Genomic DNA, 19,300 nt, shown 5'->3' with positions numbered 1-19,300 from the left:
ATCAATGGCGGCAAGTTCAGCGACAGCGCCGCCAGTGCCCTGGTCACGGCGCTGGGCCAGAGCCTGACGACGCAGATTGGTGATTGGGCTAAAGACAATCACATCGATGCGGGCGATATCGGCAAAGCGGTTGCCCACGCGGCGGTGCAGTGCGCGCAGGCCCAGGCCATGGGTGGCGACTGCGCCAGTGCGGCCATGGGTGGGGCCACGGCCGAGCTGCTCTCGCCCTATCTGGGCAGCACGGGCAAGTACGCGGAGCTGGTGACTGCGCTGGGCTCTATGGTGTTGGCTACTGCCACTGGGCATGACGCCACTACGGCCATGCGCGCGGCGCAGGAGGTGGATACGTATAACCGGCAGTTGCATCCGACGGAAGCCAAACTTATCAAGGACAACGCCAAACAGTACGCGTTACAACGTGGTATCAGTGTTGAGCGTGCCGAGGCCGAATTGACCCAGCAAGCTGAACGCAATAACGACAGTGCACACGCAGAGCGGTTGGGCTCCGATGATGCACAAGCCCAAGCATTTTTGAAAACCTTGGGTGCCGGGCAATCCATGGTGGACGGGCTCACTGGGCAAACTTATCAACTCTTCAGCGCAGATCAAGCCACGCGCGACAACCACGCTGAATTTGGGCAATATGCAAAGACCAGCCCGGCTGTTCAACAACTGCTAGATGTTACGTATACAAAAGCCTACATGCCGCAGAACGGCCAAACCATTGCCGGTGTGAATGGCAGCAATGCTGGGGCGCTTACAGGTTCAGACTTGGCACTCAACGACGCGGCCAGAGATTACGGAAACATGCGCAAGCAACCTGCAGTTGTGCAATGGGCCGTGCTGGGAGAATTGCGCCAAGAACGCCAAAGTAACCTGCAAAATCAACTTGACCTCACGCAAGAACTCCAGCGACTCAACGAAAGGGGTGATACCAGTAGCGCGGCCGCAAATCGTCGTGGCGAAATCATCAACCGACTAACCCAACTTGACGCTGAAAACACCACCCTGCGCCAAGCCAGCGTAGAACAGATCAGGGCTATGGGTAGCGCAGGCCTGCTCAAACCTATCAATCAACGGGAATGGGGCGAGGGTGTAGGTGAAGCTATTGCCAGCAGTGGTCTAGCACTCAAGGGATTGAGTGCCTCCAGCATCTCCGGCAGATTGACCATGCTGCGTGAAGCTTTGCAAGATTCTCAGGCGGCAACCACTGCTGCAAAAATAGAGGTGCAAGCAATTGCAAAGGCTCAAGTGGGGGCAAATGGGGAAACGGTTGCGGATGCCGGTGCATCCTCAGGGCGTGGTCTTTCAGTGACGTATATCGACCCTGCAACAGGTGTTGCCACCATTAACCCAACAACTTCTGTAAGTGGGTCGCAAATTAGTCGGTTGTCCACGGATTCAAATGCAGCTTCACACGAAGTTCAAGTTGCGGCGCAGTTGGAAAATGCGACTGGCAGCACCATCAAGATGGTTGAGAAACCTCCTGTGAATCCTGATGGCAGTCGCCCAAAGAGCCCCGACTTTGTTTTTGAGTCCGGTCCAAACGCTGGCAAAACAGGGGATTTCATGTTCACTGCTGAACCGAACAAGGTTCCAAGTATGAACAATTATTTCGACATGAACTGGCCTAAAACAGAGGCTAGTCTTAACGCGCACTTGACCAAGGCCGACGTTGTTGTTCTTGATTTCGCGAACCTCACGCCAGTGAATCAAGTGAAAGTCAGCAACTGGATCAATACACTATCCCCCGCACAGCGCAGCCAAATTTTGATTCGGAGGTAGAAGGTGAGTCAACATCTATGGATTAGTTCGGATGAGTCTATTGAATGGGAAAACAGGTCATGGATGACCAATAGATTTGTTTTCGAAAACATATTTGATCGAGTGAAATCGTACTTCAAACCTTCGGAATTGGCCTGCCAAGAGGCGTGCTACTTTGACTGGGGCGTAGAGGGTATCGAATTAAGTTACGTTGAAAAAGACTGTTTCAATATTTTTTATCTTCGTTGCAAAACCGCGCTGAATCACTATCCGGATGAAAAGGCGATGGAGTACGAAAAAACGAGTGAGGAGCGACGGGGTACGCACGAACATGTCGCATGGGAGTGGACAGAGATACTGAAACGACTTGAACTTGATAAGCGTTACGACGTTGCATGGATTAAGAGCTATCGTCGTGAGCATGACTAGGTGCAGAAAACCATCGACGACAGGTGTCCTGTCCGCATGTCCGCCAAGCTCCGAGTATGCATTTCCAACCGCGTTTTCACGAGATTGGTTCTGTCTCTCACCGTAAGTCTGCTCGGTTCGTTACGTTTTACCTTGCCGCTTTGACCGCTAATTAAGCAAATCTTCGCATCCGAGCGTAGCATCCCCCGTCCTCTGCGGACAGTGACTGTTGATCGATGATTACGCCGTCTCGTTGTGCGCCGCTACCTGCGCATGCAGTACCCCACCAGCAATCCATCCAATGCCTGCACCAGCACCGCCCGCTGGGGTGGCGTCTGCGCCAAGGCCACCTTGCTCCACCCGTTCCATGCCCCCGCAGGCGTCAACTCCGCCAGGTTCTGGTGGGGCCGCGCATGGTTGTAGAGCAGGGTGAACTCTTGCAGGGCAGCATGCAAAGCCCGGCGACCAGGAATGACAAGTTGGCGTAGCAGCTGCTTGAGCGTTCGAAATAAGCGCTCGATGCGTCCGTTGCACCAAGGCGCACAGGTGGGAAGGCGCTGATGGCGAATGCCCACCAGTTTCAGAAAGGTAGTGAACACCCAGTTGGTGAAGATGATTTCGTTGTCGGTACGAATGCGGTTGGACTTGCCATGCCTACAGATGGCAAAGCTAGTTTAGGCAAGTAGTTCAAACATCAAATCAGCCTCTAGCGCAGATATCACCTACGCTAGCAGCTATCAATTTAAAAGCATTTAGATACCCCGAACTGTAGTCAACACGCCCAGCAGCGTGACCTCAGGCCGACTGCTTGAACGCCATCACAGCCTGGTTGCGCAGGGTGCGCAGCAGGGCCAGTTCTTTTTCATCCACCACCAGGCCGCCGGGCTGGGCGGTGTCGGCGTAGACCAGGCCCAGGGGTTTGCCTTTGATGGCCAGGGGCAGCAGCAGGAACGTGGGGGCGTGGAACTGCTGGGCGTACCAGGCGGGCAGGCGCTCGGCGATACGGGCCTCGGTGGCGTCGTTGATCAGGGTGTCGGCGCCCTTGAGGCAGACGGCGGTGAACAGGTCTTGGGTGTCGCTGGCCTTGAGCGGCACATGGAAGGATTTGGCCAGGGCTTCCACGCCCTCGCCCAGGCCGAATCGGCCGGTCAGCGCGTCGGTCTTGGCGTCGCGCATGCAGAAGATGATGCGCTGAAAGCGCATGGCGCGGAACATGGTTTCCAGAATCATGCGCAGCACGTCGCTGAGCTTGAAGTCTTCCACCATGGCGTGGGTGATGTCCAGGATGCCGGCGGTCAGGATGTCGGCGGCGCTGGGCTCTGACGCGGGGGCGGCCGCCTCGGCAGGTTCCACAGGGGTGGCTTGCAGCTCCATTGGGGCCAGGGTGTCCAGGAACCCGTCGATGGGCAGGATGCTGTCGTCGCTGGGCGTCTTCAGCAGCTGGGCCGAACCCGAGCCTGCCGGTAGCTGGATCTCCATGGCGTCGGCCATTTCAATCAGCTTCTTGCGGGCCAGCAGCGTGGCTTTTTGTACCGCTTCGGGGCTCAAGCCCAGGGTTTTGGCGTAGCGGCGCGACAGCAGGGCCAGGCGTACCGGCAGGTCTTTGGGGTCGGCTCGCTGCAGGGTGTCGGCGATGTCGTTGGCGGCGGTGGCGATCCAGCGCAGTCGCTCCTCCAGGCCCACCGGTGGGCGCAGGGGCGGTTCGCCACCGGGCTTGCGCATGCAGCGGCGCATGCCCTCGGGCAGGCCCCAGGATTGGGCCACGCCCACGCCCAGCGATTCAAAGCTCAGGCCCAGCACGCTGGTGGACGCGGCGGCTTCGGTCAGGTGCTGCTGGGGCGCTGCCAGCAGGCCACGCACGGCACGCGCTTCTTGCGGGAAGTACAGCTCGGCCAGCATGCGGCCCAGGTTCTGGAACATGGCGCCGATGAAGGCTTCTTCGCTCTCTTGGGAGGCCGTGCACAACTCGCTGGCGATGGCGCCGGCCATCAGCGAGCGCACGAACTCTTCCTTCAGCAGGCTGGCGTGGACCTTGTCGCGCATGTGTTCCAGCAGCACCAGGCTGAGCGCCATATTGCGGATGCCGTTGAAGCCCACCAGGCTGACGGCCCGCGACACGGTGCTGATGCTGCCGCCACGCGCTGCAAAGTGCGCGCTGTTGACCAGGCGCAGCAGCTTGTTGGTCAGCGCCACGTCTTTCAAAATTTCATTGGTGACGCTGCCGACGCTTTCAGTCTCGGAGCTGGCCATGCCCTGGATGCGGATGATGGAGTCCGACATGGCCGGGAAGTCGCTCTGCAGGCGCATGCGCGCCAGCAGCGCGAGCAGGGTGCCGTGGTCGGTGCCGAGCGCTGCTGCGTCGGTGGGGGCCGGGGTGGGTGGTATCAGGTCGGCCATATGGGAAAGAAATACAAGGGGGAAAGGAATGCAAAGGCAGGTGTGCCGCAATAGGTTGTTTCTTTCCGCAGTATGGCACTGCGGTTACAAATGGACGCAATATTTTGACCGCTGCGTCCCCCGTATTTATACGTACAACGGCTCTTCCTGCATGGCCTCGATCTGTTCCGTCAGCATGTTCACCTGGCCGGTCCAGTAGTCGCTGCTACCGAACCAGGGGAAGTTGATGGGGAAGGTCGGGTCGCTCCAGCGCCGGGCCAGCCAGGCGCTGTAGTGGATGAGGCGCAGGGTGCGCAGCGGCTCGATCAGCGCCAGCTCGCGCCGGTCGAAGTCGCGGAACTGCTCGTAGCCATCGATCAGGCCGCTGAGCTGGCCGGTGCGCTGCGCACGGTCGCCGCTGAGCAGCATCCACAGGTCTTGCACGGCCGGGCCGGTACGGGCGTCGTCCAGGTCAACGAAGTGCGGGCCGCCGTTGGGGCCGTCGGTGGGGGTCCAGAGGATGTTGCCGGGGTGGCAGTCGCCGTGCAGGCGCAGGATTTTGGCATCGGAGTCTTTTATGCCTCCAGCGCTGGAAGGTAGTGCGCTGGCAGCTATTAAATCGAGAGCATCACTGCAGGCCTTATGCCAGGCGGCCTGCACGTCCAGCGGCACGATTTCGTGCTTCAGCAGCCAGTCGCGCGAGTGGATGCCGAAGCTTTCCAGGTCCAGCGCGGGGCGGTGCACAAAGGCTTTCTTGGCGCCCACGGTATGGATGCGCGCCAGGAAGCGGCCTATCCACTCCAGCACCTCGAAGTCGTCCAGCTCGGGCGGGCGGCCACCCCGGCGCGGGCTGACGCTGAAGGCAAAGCCGGCAAAGTCATGCAGGGTGCGGCCGTCCAGCACCAGCGGGCCAACGGCCGGGATTTCGGCCTCCATCAGCTCGGCGGCGAAGCTGTGTTCTTCCAGAATCTGCGCCTGGCTCCAGCGGCCGGGCCGGTAGAACTTGGCCACCACCGCGCTGCCGTCTTCCAGATGCGCCTGGTAGACGCGGTTTTCATACGAGCTGAGCGCCACCATGCGCCCATCGCCATACAGGCCGACGCTGGCCAGCGCATCCATCACGACGTCCGGCGTGAGGGTTTGGTAGGGATGGGCGGCGTTGGAGGAAGCATTGGGGGTGGACATGCCGCGATTGTCACCGCTGCAAAACAAAAAGCCCACGCCATGGAAATGGCGCGGGCTTTTTAGGGCTGCCCTCGCGGGCAAGAGAGTGCTTAGACCAGAGTCAAGGTCACTTCGATGTTGCCGCGGGTGGCGTTGGAGTAGGGGCACACGCCGTGGGCGGTGTCGATCAGGTCCTGGGCCACAGCGCGGTCCATGCCAGGCAGGCTGATCTTCAGCTGCGCAGCGATGCCGAAGCCGGCAGGGATGGGGCCGATGTCGATGCTGGCGTCAATGCTGGCGTCGGCGGGCACGCTGATCTTCTTCAGGCCGGCCACGTGTTTCATGGCACCCATGAAGCAGGCGGAGTAGCCGGCAGCGAACAGCTGCTCTGGGTTGGTGCCGTTGCCGTTGCCACCCAGGGCTGGGGGGGGTGCCAGGGTCACGCTGAGCTTGCCGTCGTCGCTGGCAGACTTGCCTTCGCGGCCGCCGGTGGTGTGGGCGTGGGCGGTGTAGAGCACTTTGTCGAGTTTGGTAACCATGGTGTTTCCTTTGGGGTGGGTGAAAAAACGGGTTCGTCAGGCGCGATAACTGGTAAGTCGCTCGCGCAGGGCCTGTACTTGCTGCGTGAGTGAAATCAATTCGGGCAGGGCGCACTGGCTGGCATCCAGGATGCAGCCGGGTATTTTTTCGGCCTGGGCCTGCAGGCTACGGCCCGCAGATGTCAGGCGTATGGTGACGCGACGCTCATCCTGCGCGTCGCGCTGGCGGGTCAGCCAGCCGGCCGTTTCCATGCGCTTGAGCAGCGGCGTCAGCGTGCCGGAGTCCAGGAACAGGCGCTCACCCAGGGCGGACACCATCAGGCCGTCGTTTTGCCACAGCACCAGCATCACCAGGTACTGGGGGTAGGTCAGCTCCAGCTTGTCCAACAGGGGCTTGTACAGCTTGGTCATGGCCAGCGAGGTGGAATACAGCGCAAAACACAGCTGGTTGTCCAGCTGCAGCATCTCGGATGCCGGGAGTGGGGTGGAGACTGCGTTTGCCATGGGTCGAATTATAGCGAGCAATTAAATTGCACGCAACTTAATTGCAAAAATTTGTTTCAAGCCACCGACAAGCCAAAGCACACGTCATCGACAAACACGCCGTCAGCCACCCTTACATGCTCGCGCAGCCTGCCCTCCTCCACAAAGCCCAGGCCCTGGTACAAGGCGATAGCGGGGTGGTTGCTGGCGCGCACCCAGAGTTCGATCTTGCGCACCTCGGGGCGCTGGCGCGCCCAGTCCACCAGCGCCGTCAGCAAGGCCCGGCCATAGCCGCGACGCGACTGGCCGGGGTGCACGCAAATGTCCAACGTGACCACATGGGCGATGTTACGGCGTGGCAGGGGCATTAGGCTGGCGTGGCCGACCATGCGGCCGTCTACCTCGGCCACCAGGTATTTGCCACGCCCTCCAGCGCCTTCAGCCATGAAGGCGATGCGCTTCTGGAAGCTGGCTACCAGCAGCTCCTCGGGCTCGGCAATCAACCGGCCGGCGGCCGCGGCGGCCGTGCTGCGCTCGGCGGCACACAGCCGGGTGGCGTCCGCCACCCGCGCGTCACGTAATACCGGCAATACCAGCATGCCCGCCATCAGTAGGTGTAGACGCCCTGCTTGGTCTTGCGGCCCAGCCGGCCAGCGGCCACCATCTCTTTCAGCAGCGGGCTGGGGCGGTATTTGCTGTCGCCAAATTCGTTGAGAAACACCTCCATCACCGCCAGGCACACATCCAGGCCAATCATGTCGGCCAGCGCCAGCGGGCCCAGGGGCTGGTTGCAGCCCAGGGTCATGCCGGCATCGATATCCTCTGGCGTGGCCACGCCCTCGGCCAGCACGAAGAAGGCCTCGTTCACCATGGGCATGAGGATGCGGTTCACCACGAAGCCGGGGCCGTTCTTCACGGTGATAGGGGTCTTGCCCAGGGCAATGGCCATGGCGTGCACCGCATCGTGGGTGGCATCGCTGGTCTGCAGGCCGCGAATGATTTCCACCAGGGCCATCAGCGGCACCGGGTTGAAGAAGTGCATGCCGATGCAGCGGTCTGGCCGCTTGGTTACCGCCGCCAGTTTGGTGATGGAGATGGACGAGGTGTTGGAGGCAATCAGCACCTCGGGCGGCAGCAGCGCGTCCAGTTGCTGCACGATCTTGACCTTGAGCGCGTAGTTCTCAGTGGCGGCCTCGATCACCAGCTGCGCGGACTGGAAGTCTTCATAGCGGGTCGAACCTTTGATGCGCGCCAGGATGGCGGTCTTGTCGGCGGGCGTGAGCTTTTCCTTCTTGATCAGCCGGTCCAGGCTGCCGGCGATGGTGGCCAGGCCCTTGGCCACGGCTTCGTCGGAGATATCGACCATCACCACGCTCAGCCCCGCCGCCGCGCAGGTCTGCGCAATGCCGTTGCCCATGGTGCCGGCGCCGACGACGCCAACCGTGCTGATGTTGAAAGTGCTGGTCATAGCAAACTCCTGACAGATAGGTAATTGAAGAGCAGATGGGGTAAGAACGTGTTTACGATCCAAGTTATGCGCCATCATAGAAGCACTGAATAAGCAGAAGCTGCGCCATCTCCATGTTCGACTACATCATCATCGGCGCCGGTACTGCGGGCTGCGTACTGGCCGCCCGCCTGAGCGCAGACCCGCGGGTGAACGTGGCGCTGATAGAAGCCGGCCCCATGGATGCCAGCCTGCTGTCGCGCTGCCCCGCCGCCGCTCCTCTGCTGGCACGCCGTAGCGGCCTGCACAGCACGCCCCAGGCGGGGCTGAACGGCCGCGCGGCCTACCTGCCGCACGCCCCCATGCTGGGCGGCGCCAGTGCCAGCAATGCCATGCTGTACAACCGGGGCCATCCCAGCGACTACGAGCATTGGGCCGCAGAGGGCAACCTGGGCTGGGGCTTTGCCGATGTGCGGCCATTCTTCCAGCGCGTGGAAGACACGCTGGGCATTGCCGACGCCGCGCCCGCCCAGGCCTGCAGCCAGGCCTTTGTGGACGCCGCCGGCCAGGCCGGCTGGCCGCACCTGCCGCATTTCAACAACCCACAGCCCGAAGGCATAGGCCTGCACCAGGTGCTGCGCCGCGCGGGTGAACGCTGCAGCACGGCAGCGGCCTATGTGCTGCCACAGCTGCAGCGCACCAATCTGCACCTGTTCACCCACGCGCACTGCACCCGCGTGCTGCTGCGCGGCGCGCGCGCCATCGGGGTGGAGTTTGCACAGGACGGCCTGCTGCAGCAGTTGCACACACAGGGCGAGGTGGTGCTGTGCGCCGGGGCCTACCACTCGCCGCAGCTGCTGATGCTGTCCGGCATAGGCCCGCACGCGCATCTGGTGGCGAACGGCATCGCCACCCGCCACGCCCTGCCCGGCGTGGGCCTGCACCTGCACGACCAGGCCACGGTGGCCCTGGTGTTCGACGCACCCCGCGCCAAGGATCTGCTGGGCCTCTCCCCCACCGGCCTGCTGCGCCTGGCGCGCGCCGCCTGGCAGTGGCGCCAGGCCCGCAGCGGCCCACTGACCAGCAATTTTCTGGAGGCCGGCGGCTACGTGAAAAGCCGGCCCGAAGAAGCCATACCCGACCTGCAGCTGGGCCTGGGCTGCGCCAAGCTGCTGGACCATGGCCGCCAGATCCTGCCCGGCCTGGGCTTCACCCTGCAGGCCACGGTGCTGCGCCCGCGCAGCCGGGGCACGGTGCTGCTAGAGGGCAAAGACCCCTTCCTGGCGCCACGCCTGGACCCGCACCTGCTGGGCGAACGCGAGGACGTGGAATGCCTGCAGCGCGGCCTGGGCCTGCTGCGCCAGATCGCCGCCCAGCCGGCCATGGCGGCCCTGGGTGCGCGCGAAACTCGCCGCTCGGCCGCACAGCAGAGTGAACTGCAAACCGAATATTTCATCCGCGACCATGCCACCGCCGCGGGCTACCCGGTAGGCAGCTGTCGCATGGGCAGCGGCCCGCTGGACGTGGTGGACGCCCAGCTGCGGGTACACGGAATGCAGGGCCTGCGGGTGGTGGACGCAGCGGTCATGCCCAGCACCGTGGGCGGCCCCACGCAGGGGGCCGTGGCCATGCTGGCCGAGAAGGCCGCCAGCCTGTTGCAAGCCGATACAGGTGTGCTATGAATTTTGAAAAAATAGTCTGACGCGCTGGCCCCAAGGTCCAATAATGGTGCACCGCCGCCCGCCCAACGCTGCCACGCACCGCACTGCATGAACTTCATAGAACGCCCCCGGCTGAATGCCGTTGCCGGCCCCATCTTCGGGGAGTTTTTACTGGGTTACACCGTGGTCATCGCCGGCCTGTGGCTGGCCTCGCACACCTCGGACGGCGCGGCCGGCAGCCTGGGCCTGGCAAACCAGGTGCTGGAGTCGCTCTATGTGGTGTTTCGCGTGCTGGCCATCGGCATGGGCGTGGTCATCACCCAGCTGCTGGGCGGCAAGCAGCTGGACCTGGTACGGCGCACCGCGCTGGCCGGGCTGGGCGCCTGCACCTGGGCCGGCGCGCTGGTGGTGGCCATTCTGGTGCTGGGCAACGATGCCATCCTGGACCTGCTGAACGCGCCCGACGAAATCCTGCCCCTGGTCAGCCCCTATCTGCAGCTGCTGGCGCCGGCCGCGCTACTGGACGGTTACAACCTGACCATGGCCTCCATCCTGCGCGCCCACCTGCATGTGCGCGACTCGCTGAAAGTGATGGTGGTGATGCACAGCACGCACCTGGCGCTGGCCGTGCCACTGATGTTGGGCGTGGGACCCTGGGAAGGCCTGGGCCTGTACGGCTTTGCGGTGGCGCTGCTGATCAGCCGGGCTCTGGGCCTGGCGCTGCACCTGATCCTGTGGCGCAAGCGCATGGACCTGGTGCCCCGCGCCCGCCACTGGTGGGTGCTACAGCCGCGCGTGCTGGCACCGGTGCTGCGCATCGGCGTGCCGGGCGCCAGCGCCGAGCTGGGCTACCGGGTGGCCTTCATGGTGTCGCTGGCCAGTGCGGCGCGCCTGGGCGTGGCGGCCCTGGCCACCCATGCCTACACCCTGCAGCTGCTGCGCTATGTGCTGCTGATCAGCCTGGCGATCGGCTGGGCCTGCGAGATCATGGTCGGTCGCCTGGTGGGGGCTGGCCAGTTCACGCAGGCACACATGCTGGTGCGCAAGGGCCTGCGCAACGGCATCATGGCCTCGGGCGGCATGGCGGTGCTGGCGGCGCTGGCCTCGCCCTGGCTGATGCACGTCTTCACCAAGGACCCGCATGTGATCCAGGCCGCACATACCCTGCTGTGGATTGCCGTGGCGCTGGAGACCGGGCGGGCCTTCAACCTGATCATCACCGGCGCCCTGCGCGCCACCGGCGACGTGATCTACCCGGTGGCGGCCAGCCTGGGCTCGTTCTTCCTGGTGCTGGGCGCGGGCTCGTACATCATGGGTCGCAACTTCGGCCTGCCGGGCATCTTCATTGCCTATGCGGCAGACGAATGGGTGCGCGGCCTGCTGATGTGGTCGCGCTGGCACTGGCACGGCTGGCTGCCGCATGCACGCAGCTCGCAGCGCCGGGTCAAGAGGCGCTAACGGTCCGCTGCACGCACTACAAAATTTAGAGAAAATAGGGCGCTAGCGCAGACAAAATCAGCGCTAGTCGCTACTTAATTTATAGCAGCACCAAACACACCACCCAAAGGAAAACCATGCCCACACCCCTGCCCACCGCCGCGTTGGAACAAACCTTTCTGCACGCACGTACCTTCAGCAAATTCACCGACCAGCCAGTCACCGACGCCCTGTTGCACCAGCTGCACGAACTGGCCAAGTGGGGCCCTACCTCCATGAACTGCCAGCCTGCGCGCCTGGTGTTCGTGCGCAGCCCCGAAGCCAAGGCCAAGCTGAAGCTGGCTCTGGCCCCCGGCAATGCCGACAAGACCATGGCCGCTCCGGTCACCGTGATCGTGGCCATGGACAGCCGCTTCTATGACTACCTGCCTGAGCAGTTCCCAGTCATGGACGCCAAGCCCATGTTCGAAAACAACGCCGCGCTGGCCGAAGCCACGGCATTCCGCAACAGCTCGCTGCAGGGCGCTTACCTGATCGTGGCGGCCCGCCAGCTGGGCCTTGACTGTGGCCCCATGAGCGGCTTTGACGCCGGCAAGGTGAACGAGCAGTTCTTCCTCGACGGCCGCTTCAAGGCCAACTTCCTGATCAACCTGGGCTACGGCGAAGTGGGTACACCCTACCCGCGCGGCCCCCGCCTGTCGTTCGACACGGCCTGCAGCATCGTTTAAGCAACGTACCTAGCGCTTGAACTTTCCGTCCAGGCCGACGATGGCCAGGTCGGCAAAGTCCAGGCCGGTGTGGTCGGTGGGGCTGTAGCCCAGCTCCAGGCCACCCAGGTCGAACTTGCTCAGGCCCTCCAGCGCGGCCTGCAGGCGCTCACGCGTGGGCTTGCCGCCGCTGCGGTTCAGGCCCTCGACCAGCACCTTGGCGGCAGCAAAACCTTCCAGCATGGCCGGGCTGGGGTCGCCCAGGCCTTTGGCGCGGGACAGCTCGGCGCATTCCTTCACCAGGCCGTAGGACAGCGACTGCGGAAACACCTGGCTGACGATGACGCCGCGCGCATTCGCTCCCAGGCTGGCAATGAAACCGGCCGAGGCGTTGTTCGACAGGGTCACAAACTGCGCATTGCTGCCGGCCGCCTTCAGCGCCTGGATGGCCTCCGCCGCCGCGCCGCCCGAGGCCACCAGCAACACGGTTTGCGCGCCCGACTGCGCCACGGCTGGCGCGATCTTGGAGAAGTCAGGCTTGCTGCGGTCAAACTTGTATTCGCCGCTGGGCGCCAGCTTGGCGGTCTGCAGGCCTTTTTGCGCACCGGCCAGGCCGTCCAGGCCAAAGCTGTCGTCGGTATAGACCAGGGCAATCTTGGTAAAGCCGCTGCTGACCTGCTGAGCAATCGCCTTCTCGGCCTCGCGCTGGTAGGTGGCCCGCACATTGAACACGTATTTGCGCACCGGCTGGTGCAGCACCATGGCGCCGGTGGACGGCCCCACCAGGGGCACGCGGTATTTGTCCAGCAGCGGGATGACAGCCTCGGTGTGCGGCGTGCCACGGGTCAGGAACAGGGCCACCACGTTCTTTTCCTCGATCAGCACGCGGGCGTTTTCCACCGCCTGCTGGGTGTCGAACTTGTCGTCCATGGAGATCAGCTCGATCTTCTGGCCGGCCACGCCGCCCTTGGCGTTGACGCGGTCGAAATACAGCTTGGCGCCGTCGGTGGTTTCCTTCACCCCCGCGGCCACGGCACCGGAGAAGCCGGCGGTCTGGCCTATCCATATCTGCGCCTGGGCGGCCATGCCGCTACAGGCAAACAACACGGCAAGGCCAAGAGAGTAGCGAGTCTTCATGGATAGTACGGAGGTAAGGCTGGGACCGCGATTGGGCCACAAGCCGGCCGCGCAGGAAAGCCCAGACCGGGGCATATATGCGGTAAATTCCTCCCTTCCGGCCATCCGCGCGCCCGCGCCCTGCCCTTTTTCTCTGTACGGATTTCCCCATGACCACCTTCGGTACCCCTCTGTCCCCGTCTGCCACCAAAGTCATGCTGCTCGGCTCCGGCGAGCTTGGCAAGGAGGTGCTGATTGCCCTGCAGCGCCTGGGCGTGGAAACCATTGCGGTGGACCGCTACGAGAATGCGCCCGGCCAGCAGGTGGCCCACCACGCGCGCACCATCACCATGAGCGACCCGGCCCAGCTGAAGGCACTGATCGAAGCCGAGCGCCCACACCTGGTGGTGCCCGAGATCGAAGCCATCGCCACCCTGGCGCTGGAAGAGCTGGAAGCCGCTGGCGGCGTGCGCGTGATCCCCACCGCCCGCGCCGCGCGTTTGACCATGGACCGCGAAGGCATCCGCCGCCTGGCCGCCGAAACCCTGGGTCTGCCCACCAGCCCCTACGTGTTCTGCGACTCGCTGGACGAGCTGCAGGCCGCCATCGATAGCAAGATCGGCTACCCCTGCATCGTCAAGCCGGTGATGAGCAGCTCGGGCAAGGGCCAGAGCAAGATCAACGGCCCCGCCGATGTGAAGTCCGCCTGGGACTACGCCATGGCCGGTGGCCGCGTCAGCCACGGCCGCGTCATCGTCGAAGGCTTCATCGACTTCGACTACGAGATCACCCAGCTCACCGTGCGCGCCCTGGGCGCCGATGGCAAGGTGGAGACGCATTTCTGCGACCCGATTGGCCACGTCCAGGTCAGCGGCGACTACGTGGAAAGCTGGCAACCCCACCCCATGCCGCTGCCGGCCATCCAACGCTCGCGCCAGATCGCCAAGGCCGTGACCGACAACCTGGGTGGCCAGGGCCTGTTCGGCGTGGAGCTGTTCGTCAAGGGCAATGAAGTCTGGTTCAGCGAGGTCAGCCCGCGCCCGCACGACACCGGCATGGTCACGCTGTGCACCCAGTGGCAAAACGAGTTCGAGCTGCACGCCCGCGCCATCCTGGGCCTGCCGGTGAACACCGCACTGAAGAGCCCGGGCGCCAGCGCCGTGATCTATGGCGGGGTCGATGCGAAGAACGTCGTCTTCGACGGCGTGGCCGAGGCGCTGCGCATCCCCAACACCGACATCCGCCTGTTCGGCAAGCCCGAGAGCTTTGTGAAGCGCCGCATGGGCGTGGCCCTGGTGTTTGATGCCGATGTGGAACAAGCCCGCAGCCGCGCCAAACAGGCCGCTGCATTGGTCAAGCCGCGCACGGCTTGAACGCCGCCCACACGGTGAACCACCTCATCGCCTGGGCCGACGACTCGGCGTTACGCATTTTGTTGGCGGCGGGAGTAGCCCTGGTGCTGGCTTTGGTGGTCCACATCATCGGCGCAGCCCTGGTGCGACGGCTCACGCGCAGCATGCCCATGGCGTCCACGATTGCGGCAGAGTGCCTTGCGCCTACCCGTTTCGTGCTGCCGCTGCTGGCCCTGCAGGCGGTGTGGCAGGTGGCGCCGCCCGAGTTCCCGCTGATCGCCGGCGTGCGCCACGCCAACGTCTTGCTGCTGCTGGCCTGCCTGACCTGGCTGGGCCTGCGCGTAGTGCGCGGCACCACCAAGGGCCTGATCGCCCTGCACCCGCTGCAGGTGGAAGACAACATCAACGCCCGGCGCGTGCACACCCAGGCCCGGGTGCTGGCCAACACCCTGGTGTTCGGCATTCTGGTCACCGGGCTGGCCTCGATCCTGATGACCTTTCCCGGTGCCCGCCAGTTCGGCGCCAGCCTGTTGGCCTCGGCCGGCGTGGTCGGCCTGGTGGTGGGTATCGCGGCGCGGCCGGTGCTGGGCAATTTGCTGGCCGGCCTGCAGATCGCGCTAGGCCAGCCGCTGCGCATAGACGACGTGCTGATCGTGCAGGGCGAGTGGGGCCGGGTGGAGGAGATCACCGGCACTTACGTGGTGCTGAAGATCTGGGACCAGCGCCGCCTCATCATCCCGCTGCAATGGTTCATTGAAAACCCGTTCCAGAACTGGTCGCGCCGCAACCCGGAGTTGATCGGCACGGTATTTCTGTGGGTGGACTATGGCATGCCCATGGAGCCGCTGCGCCACGAAGCCCAGCGCATCTGCCAGGCGTCACCCGCCTGGGACGGCCGCCACTGCAAGCTGGACGTGACCGACACCGCCGCCAACGGCGTGCAGATCCGCATGGAAGTCACCGCCGCCAACGCAGACCTGCTGTGGCGCGTGCGCTGCGACCTGCGCGAAGGCCTGGTAGCCTACCTGCAACGCGACTACCCACAGTACCTGCCCCGCAACCGCATGGCGGTGGAAGACAATCGGATGGCACCCACATCCATGCTATGAAATAAATAGCTACTGGCGCACACAGAATCTGCGCCAGCGGCCAGAAACGTTTATATTGATGGCGCACCCGCCGTTATCCCAGACCACCCCATGGACAGCCCCTTTCCCCTAGACCAGATGCCTGCCCTGCGCGTAGGCGCCCGCCTGTCCGAACAGCTGGCCGACGCACTGGCCGTCAGCATCCGTGAAGGCCAGCTGCCCGTGGGCCAACGCCTGCCGACCGAAGGGAAGCTGGCCGAACGCTTCGGCGTCAGCCGCACCGTGGTGCGTGAGGCCCTGTCACGGCTGAAGATGCAAGGTCTGATCGAATCACGCCAGGGCTCGGGCGCGTTCGTGATGCGCCGCGAGGCCAGTACCCAAACACCGCTGGTGCTGGCCACGGACGGCTCGGTAGACGCGGTGATCCAGATGGTCGAGGTGCGCCGTGCGCTGGAGGCCGAATCCGCCGCGCTGGCTGCGGCCCGCCGCACGCCGCAGGACATCAAGCAGATCAAAGCCACCATCCAGACGCTGCAGCGCGCCGTGGCCAGCGGCGGCGACGGCGTGGCCGAAGACGTGGCCTTCCACACCGCCATCGCCACCGCCGCGCGCAACCCCTTCCTGCTGGCCACGCTGGCCTACCTGAACCAGTTCCTGCTGGACGCCACGCGCGTCACCCGAGCCAACGAAGCCACCCGCGCCGACTTCGCCCAGCAGGTGCGTGACGAGCACGCGCTGATCGTGCAGGCCATAGAAGCCGGCGACCCCAGCGCCGCCCGCCTGGCCGGTGCCACCCACATGGTCAACGCCGCCCGGCGCATAGGCAGCGCCGACCCCGTGTTCTGGACCGCCCAAGGCAAAGACCTGGCCGACCGCCTGCTGGGCGAGCTGGGCGCGCCCCTGGCGGCGGCTCCACGCAAGCGCGGAACGTCCGCCTGAAGCGCACGCGGCAAAAAGGTTGTCAGCCTGTTGCGCTGGCCAGCTATCAGACGCACACGGCGCGAGGTCATGGGGTCAGATCCGAATTGCGCTCTGCCTGCCCATAGGAGCCCACTATGCTCACCCGCATTTCGGCTCCGACCCCAGGGCCGGATAGACGTTCACTCTCAAATTGACAGCTGGTTGCGCAGGTAATTCGTGCGCTAACGGGTGATTTGGTTTGAACCTTTGGATTTGCTGGGTGCTGCCAGCATCCCTGGCCGGGATGTGCGCCCAGCGGGCGAAGTACTTCTTCTTTTCTTCGGATGTGTACAGACCGGGCACATTGAATCAAAAAGCCGACTTGTTGCACTTAATTGCTGTGGTCGGTCGCAAGAAGACCCAGGTAGCACACGAATTCGGCGTGCTCTATAAGGTTACTCGTAGCCATCTTGATGAACATGCAGGTCAAAAGAGCACTGGCTTACACCGTCTTCTGGGACAGTATTTGTGAGCAATTCACAGGAAATTCTTGACAACCATCCCACTGCAAGGGGCGATATGCCACCGAGTGCGGCTCATGAATTTCTTGCGCTACACTTCCGTCAATTTCGACGAAAGTTCCCGATAGGAAAACTATGTTACTTAGGTATGGATTTAAAAATTTTCTTTCATTTAAAGAAGGTGTAAATATTTCGTTTGTGCTGGACGCTAATGTCCCCGAGGCGATCTCGAAAGGTAGAGATTTTTCCACTGTTATGTGCGTAAAAGGTGCAAACGGGAGTGGCAAAACACATTTACTTAAAGGGCTTGCATTTATAGCCAATTTTGCTCATCGTTCGTTTTCCGCTGATCCAGAAGTGGGAATTCCAGTAGCACCTTTCTATCACAGTGATGATCCGTGCTCTTTTTATGCGGAATTTACAGATAACGGTGTTAATTATTTCTACGAGCTTGAGGTTTCGGAAAAGAGAGTTGTAACTGAGGTTTTGTATCAAACAAAAAAAAGAAGAACAAAACTTTTTGAAAGATCGGCAGACTCAATTGTTTATGCTGTAAAAAAACTAGAAGCTTTAAAATCAGTGAAGCTTCGTAATAATGCCTCAATCATATCTACGGCACATCAGCATGATTTAAAGGAATTAAACTCCATATACTTGCTATTTAAAAATATATGGTTCAATGTTACAAGTGCAGGCGTGACGGATAAGGGGATGGTAGACATTGATGGTGCATCTAGATTTTTTGTTGACAACCCAACGATATTTCAATTTGCAATAGAATTTATAAAACATTGTGACATTGGAATTAGTGATATAAAAATATCAAACGAAGAGAGGGATGATGGGAAAAAGCGTTACTTCCCAATTTTCTATCATGACGTAGGCGGAGTGAAATCTGCTGTATACCCTTCTACTGAGTCCAGTGGAACAAAGCAGTTGTTTCGATACTTGTCGGGATACGCTCTCACGTTGGCAATGGGTGGGATATTAATTTTGGATGAATTTGACTTATATCTTCATCCTCACATACTACCCAAGCTGATTGATTTATTTGTAGATCCGAGTTCAAATCCAAATGGCGCGCAGCTATTGATTACCACACATAACTCTGACGTGCTTGATTTGTGTGGTAGATATAGAACTTACCTAGTGAATAAAGAGGATAACGCAAGCTATGCATATCGACTGGATGAGGTTCCAGGCGATATTTTGAGAAATGATCGCTCCATTATTACGGCATACAACGAGGGGCGTATCGGTGGAGTACCTAAACTGTGAGTGGCTATAAAAATGCCGGAAAAGATAAATTCCTCGCTGGCATTTCAATTGCTAGTATTGATTTGCCTAATGACACCTTGGCAAGGCGTTGTAAATTTAACTTCTCCTACTTTGACGTCCAAAATGGCAGTCAGGATTTCAAAGATTGGACTAAGGAGAAATTGGCCGATTTCTTAAATAAACTGAAAGAATATTGTCGGGAGCCATTAAATCATTGGGAGACAGTACCTATTGGGAAAAAAAACGGGAGAGTCCTTTCGTTATACGGGAAATTTCCGTCGAATTCAGACTTTTCACCTCCTAAGCATGTCCCTCATCAGGCGATTTGGGGAAGGTTTCGTCTCGGCTGGGAGGGGCGCCTATGTGGGTTTGTGATACCTCCTACTTATGCTGGAAAGGCGCATAACAACGGCCCCCATTTGTTCGACTGCAATACTTTCTATGTGGTGTTTCTAGATGAAAAGCATTGCTTTTACAAAAGCAAGGGTGGATAAATAGCTATGTATGTTGCGATAGCAATTCTGTGTAGTTAGAGCTCCTCCGTAGTCACACATGCAGTCTTAATGGTGCTTGCCCGTTAGCTTCGTAAATATGAAAGCAAAAACTTTTATATCTATATAAAACTCGGAAAATCAGCCTGCAAGCACTTTTAGGAAATTTTGATGACCGATATAGATCGCAGCGACTTTTTTATCCGGCAGATTTTGAGGTCTACATTACGTAGACCTCAAATTTAAACATCGGCGGTTAGCTCATGGACCTTGTTTTTAGCCTTCTGGTTTTGCTTATCGTTCTCATTGGAGTCTGGCGCTTCAAGAGCTTTGGAACTCGTCTGGCTTGGCTATTTGATCAAGTGGAGGAGATGAGCAGTGCTGGATTCGCAAATGCACTAAGGGTTGTCGCGGCGCTCTTACTTCCGTTGATCTTGCTGTATTTCTTAGTCACCTCTGTGCAATACCTCATCAAGTTTTTAAGATTCACCTTTTAGGCATTTCATCAAATTCACAAGATACGCAGTCACTGCGGTTTTGGTGGCTATGCAACCAGCATCGTCATACC

Annotated in this window: 18 protein-coding genes; 10 read left to right on the top strand and 8 right to left on the bottom strand. The window is 61.0% G+C overall.

Features of this window, described 5'->3' with window-relative positions; all coding sequences use genetic code 11:
• On the top strand, positions 1-1,785 hold a 1,785-nt coding region (locus AC07R0_RS23370), incomplete at its 5' end, for a DUF637 domain-containing protein (protein ID WP_495106665.1).
• Between the two features lie 3 nt (positions 1,786-1,788).
• Positions 1,789-2,193 (top strand): hypothetical protein, encoded by a 405-nt coding sequence (locus AC07R0_RS23365; RefSeq protein ID WP_495098683.1) that lies wholly within the window; start codon positions 1,789-1,791, stop codon positions 2,191-2,193.
• Between the two features lie 242 nt (positions 2,194-2,435).
• Here AC07R0_RS23365 and AC07R0_RS23360 read toward each other — a convergent pair whose 3' ends face one another.
• The 7 genes from AC07R0_RS23360 to AC07R0_RS23330 all read right to left on the bottom strand — a co-directional run bounded on the left by AC07R0_RS23360 (position 2,436) and on the right by AC07R0_RS23330 (position 8,202).
• Positions 2,436-2,771 (bottom strand): integrase core domain-containing protein, encoded by a 336-nt coding sequence (locus AC07R0_RS23360; protein WP_495106664.1) that lies wholly within the window; start codon positions 2,769-2,771, stop codon positions 2,436-2,438.
• Between the two features lie 196 nt (positions 2,772-2,967).
• Positions 2,968-4,569 carry an HDOD domain-containing protein gene (locus tag AC07R0_RS23355; protein ID WP_495106663.1) on the bottom strand — a complete coding sequence of 534 codons (1,602 nt, stop codon included), beginning with the start codon at positions 4,567-4,569 and terminating at the stop codon, positions 2,968-2,970.
• Between the two features lie 126 nt (positions 4,570-4,695).
• On the bottom strand, positions 4,696-5,733 hold the full coding sequence (locus AC07R0_RS23350) for a serine/threonine protein kinase (protein WP_495106662.1): 1,038 nt from the start codon (positions 5,731-5,733) through the stop codon (positions 4,696-4,698).
• An 89-nt stretch (positions 5,734-5,822) separates the two neighbouring features.
• Complete coding sequence (locus AC07R0_RS23345) at positions 5,823-6,251, bottom strand: organic hydroperoxide resistance protein (protein WP_495076886.1); 429 nt, start codon at positions 6,249-6,251, stop codon at positions 5,823-5,825.
• A gap of 36 nt (positions 6,252-6,287) precedes the next feature.
• Positions 6,288-6,755: a MarR family winged helix-turn-helix transcriptional regulator gene (locus AC07R0_RS23340; protein ID WP_495098679.1), complete on the bottom strand. Its 468-nt coding sequence runs from the start codon at positions 6,753-6,755 to the stop codon at positions 6,288-6,290.
• Positions 6,756-6,811: 56 nt separating this feature from the next.
• Positions 6,812-7,333, bottom strand: coding sequence for a GNAT family N-acetyltransferase (locus AC07R0_RS23335; protein WP_495106661.1), 522 nt, complete (start codon positions 7,331-7,333; stop codon positions 6,812-6,814).
• Positions 7,334-7,341: 8 nt separating this feature from the next.
• On the bottom strand, positions 7,342-8,202 hold the full coding sequence (locus AC07R0_RS23330; protein ID WP_495076889.1) for a 3-hydroxybutyryl-CoA dehydrogenase: 861 nt from the start codon (positions 8,200-8,202) through the stop codon (positions 7,342-7,344).
• A 113-nt stretch (positions 8,203-8,315) separates the two neighbouring features.
• On the opposite strand from AC07R0_RS23330, the gene AC07R0_RS23325 reads away from it, so the two are divergent.
• From AC07R0_RS23325 to AC07R0_RS23315, 3 genes are all read left to right on the top strand, one after another.
• Positions 8,316-9,863 (top strand): GMC family oxidoreductase, encoded by a 1,548-nt coding sequence (locus AC07R0_RS23325; protein WP_495106660.1) that lies wholly within the window; start codon positions 8,316-8,318, stop codon positions 9,861-9,863.
• An 87-nt stretch (positions 9,864-9,950) separates the two neighbouring features.
• Complete coding sequence (locus tag AC07R0_RS23320) at positions 9,951-11,300, top strand: MATE family efflux transporter (protein ID WP_495106659.1); 1,350 nt, start codon at positions 9,951-9,953, stop codon at positions 11,298-11,300.
• A 116-nt stretch (positions 11,301-11,416) separates the two neighbouring features.
• Positions 11,417-12,007, top strand: coding sequence for a malonic semialdehyde reductase (locus AC07R0_RS23315; protein WP_495076892.1), 591 nt, complete (start codon positions 11,417-11,419; stop codon positions 12,005-12,007).
• A gap of 9 nt (positions 12,008-12,016) precedes the next feature.
• Here AC07R0_RS23315 and AC07R0_RS23310 read toward each other — a convergent pair whose 3' ends face one another.
• Positions 12,017-13,123, bottom strand: a complete 1,107-nt coding sequence (locus tag AC07R0_RS23310; protein WP_495106658.1) for an ABC transporter substrate-binding protein — start codon at positions 13,121-13,123, stop codon at positions 12,017-12,019.
• Positions 13,124-13,272: 149 nt separating this feature from the next.
• On the opposite strand from AC07R0_RS23310, the gene purT reads away from it, so the two are divergent.
• The 5 genes from purT to AC07R0_RS23285 all read left to right on the top strand — a co-directional run bounded on the left by purT (position 13,273) and on the right by AC07R0_RS23285 (position 18,735).
• Positions 13,273-14,475, top strand: coding sequence for a formate-dependent phosphoribosylglycinamide formyltransferase (gene purT, locus AC07R0_RS23305; protein WP_495076894.1), 1,203 nt, complete (start codon positions 13,273-13,275; stop codon positions 14,473-14,475).
• A complete protein-coding gene (locus AC07R0_RS23300) occupies positions 14,472-15,563 on the top strand; it encodes a mechanosensitive ion channel family protein (RefSeq protein ID WP_495106657.1) in 1,092 nt (363 codons plus the stop codon). Before purT ends, AC07R0_RS23300 begins: the two co-directional genes overlap by 4 nt.
• A 90-nt stretch (positions 15,564-15,653) precedes the next feature.
• Entirely contained in the window at positions 15,654-16,481 is an 828-nt protein-coding gene (locus AC07R0_RS23295) for a FadR/GntR family transcriptional regulator (RefSeq protein ID WP_495106656.1), read from the top strand.
• A 617-nt stretch (positions 16,482-17,098) separates the two neighbouring features.
• Positions 17,099-18,241, top strand: coding sequence for an AAA family ATPase (locus AC07R0_RS23290; RefSeq protein ID WP_495106655.1), 1,143 nt, complete (start codon positions 17,099-17,101; stop codon positions 18,239-18,241).
• A complete protein-coding gene (locus AC07R0_RS23285) occupies positions 18,238-18,735 on the top strand; it encodes a hypothetical protein (RefSeq protein WP_495106654.1) in 498 nt (165 codons plus the stop codon). The genes AC07R0_RS23290 and AC07R0_RS23285 overlap by 4 nt, the downstream gene beginning before the upstream one ends.
• The last annotated feature ends 565 nt before the right edge of the window (positions 18,736-19,300 follow it).

The sequence above is a fragment of the Rhodoferax sp. GW821-FHT07F03 genome, from assembly GCF_059418745.1.
The sequence above is the reverse complement of the archived record's forward strand: the minus strand, read 5'-3'. Positions and strand labels throughout refer to the sequence as shown.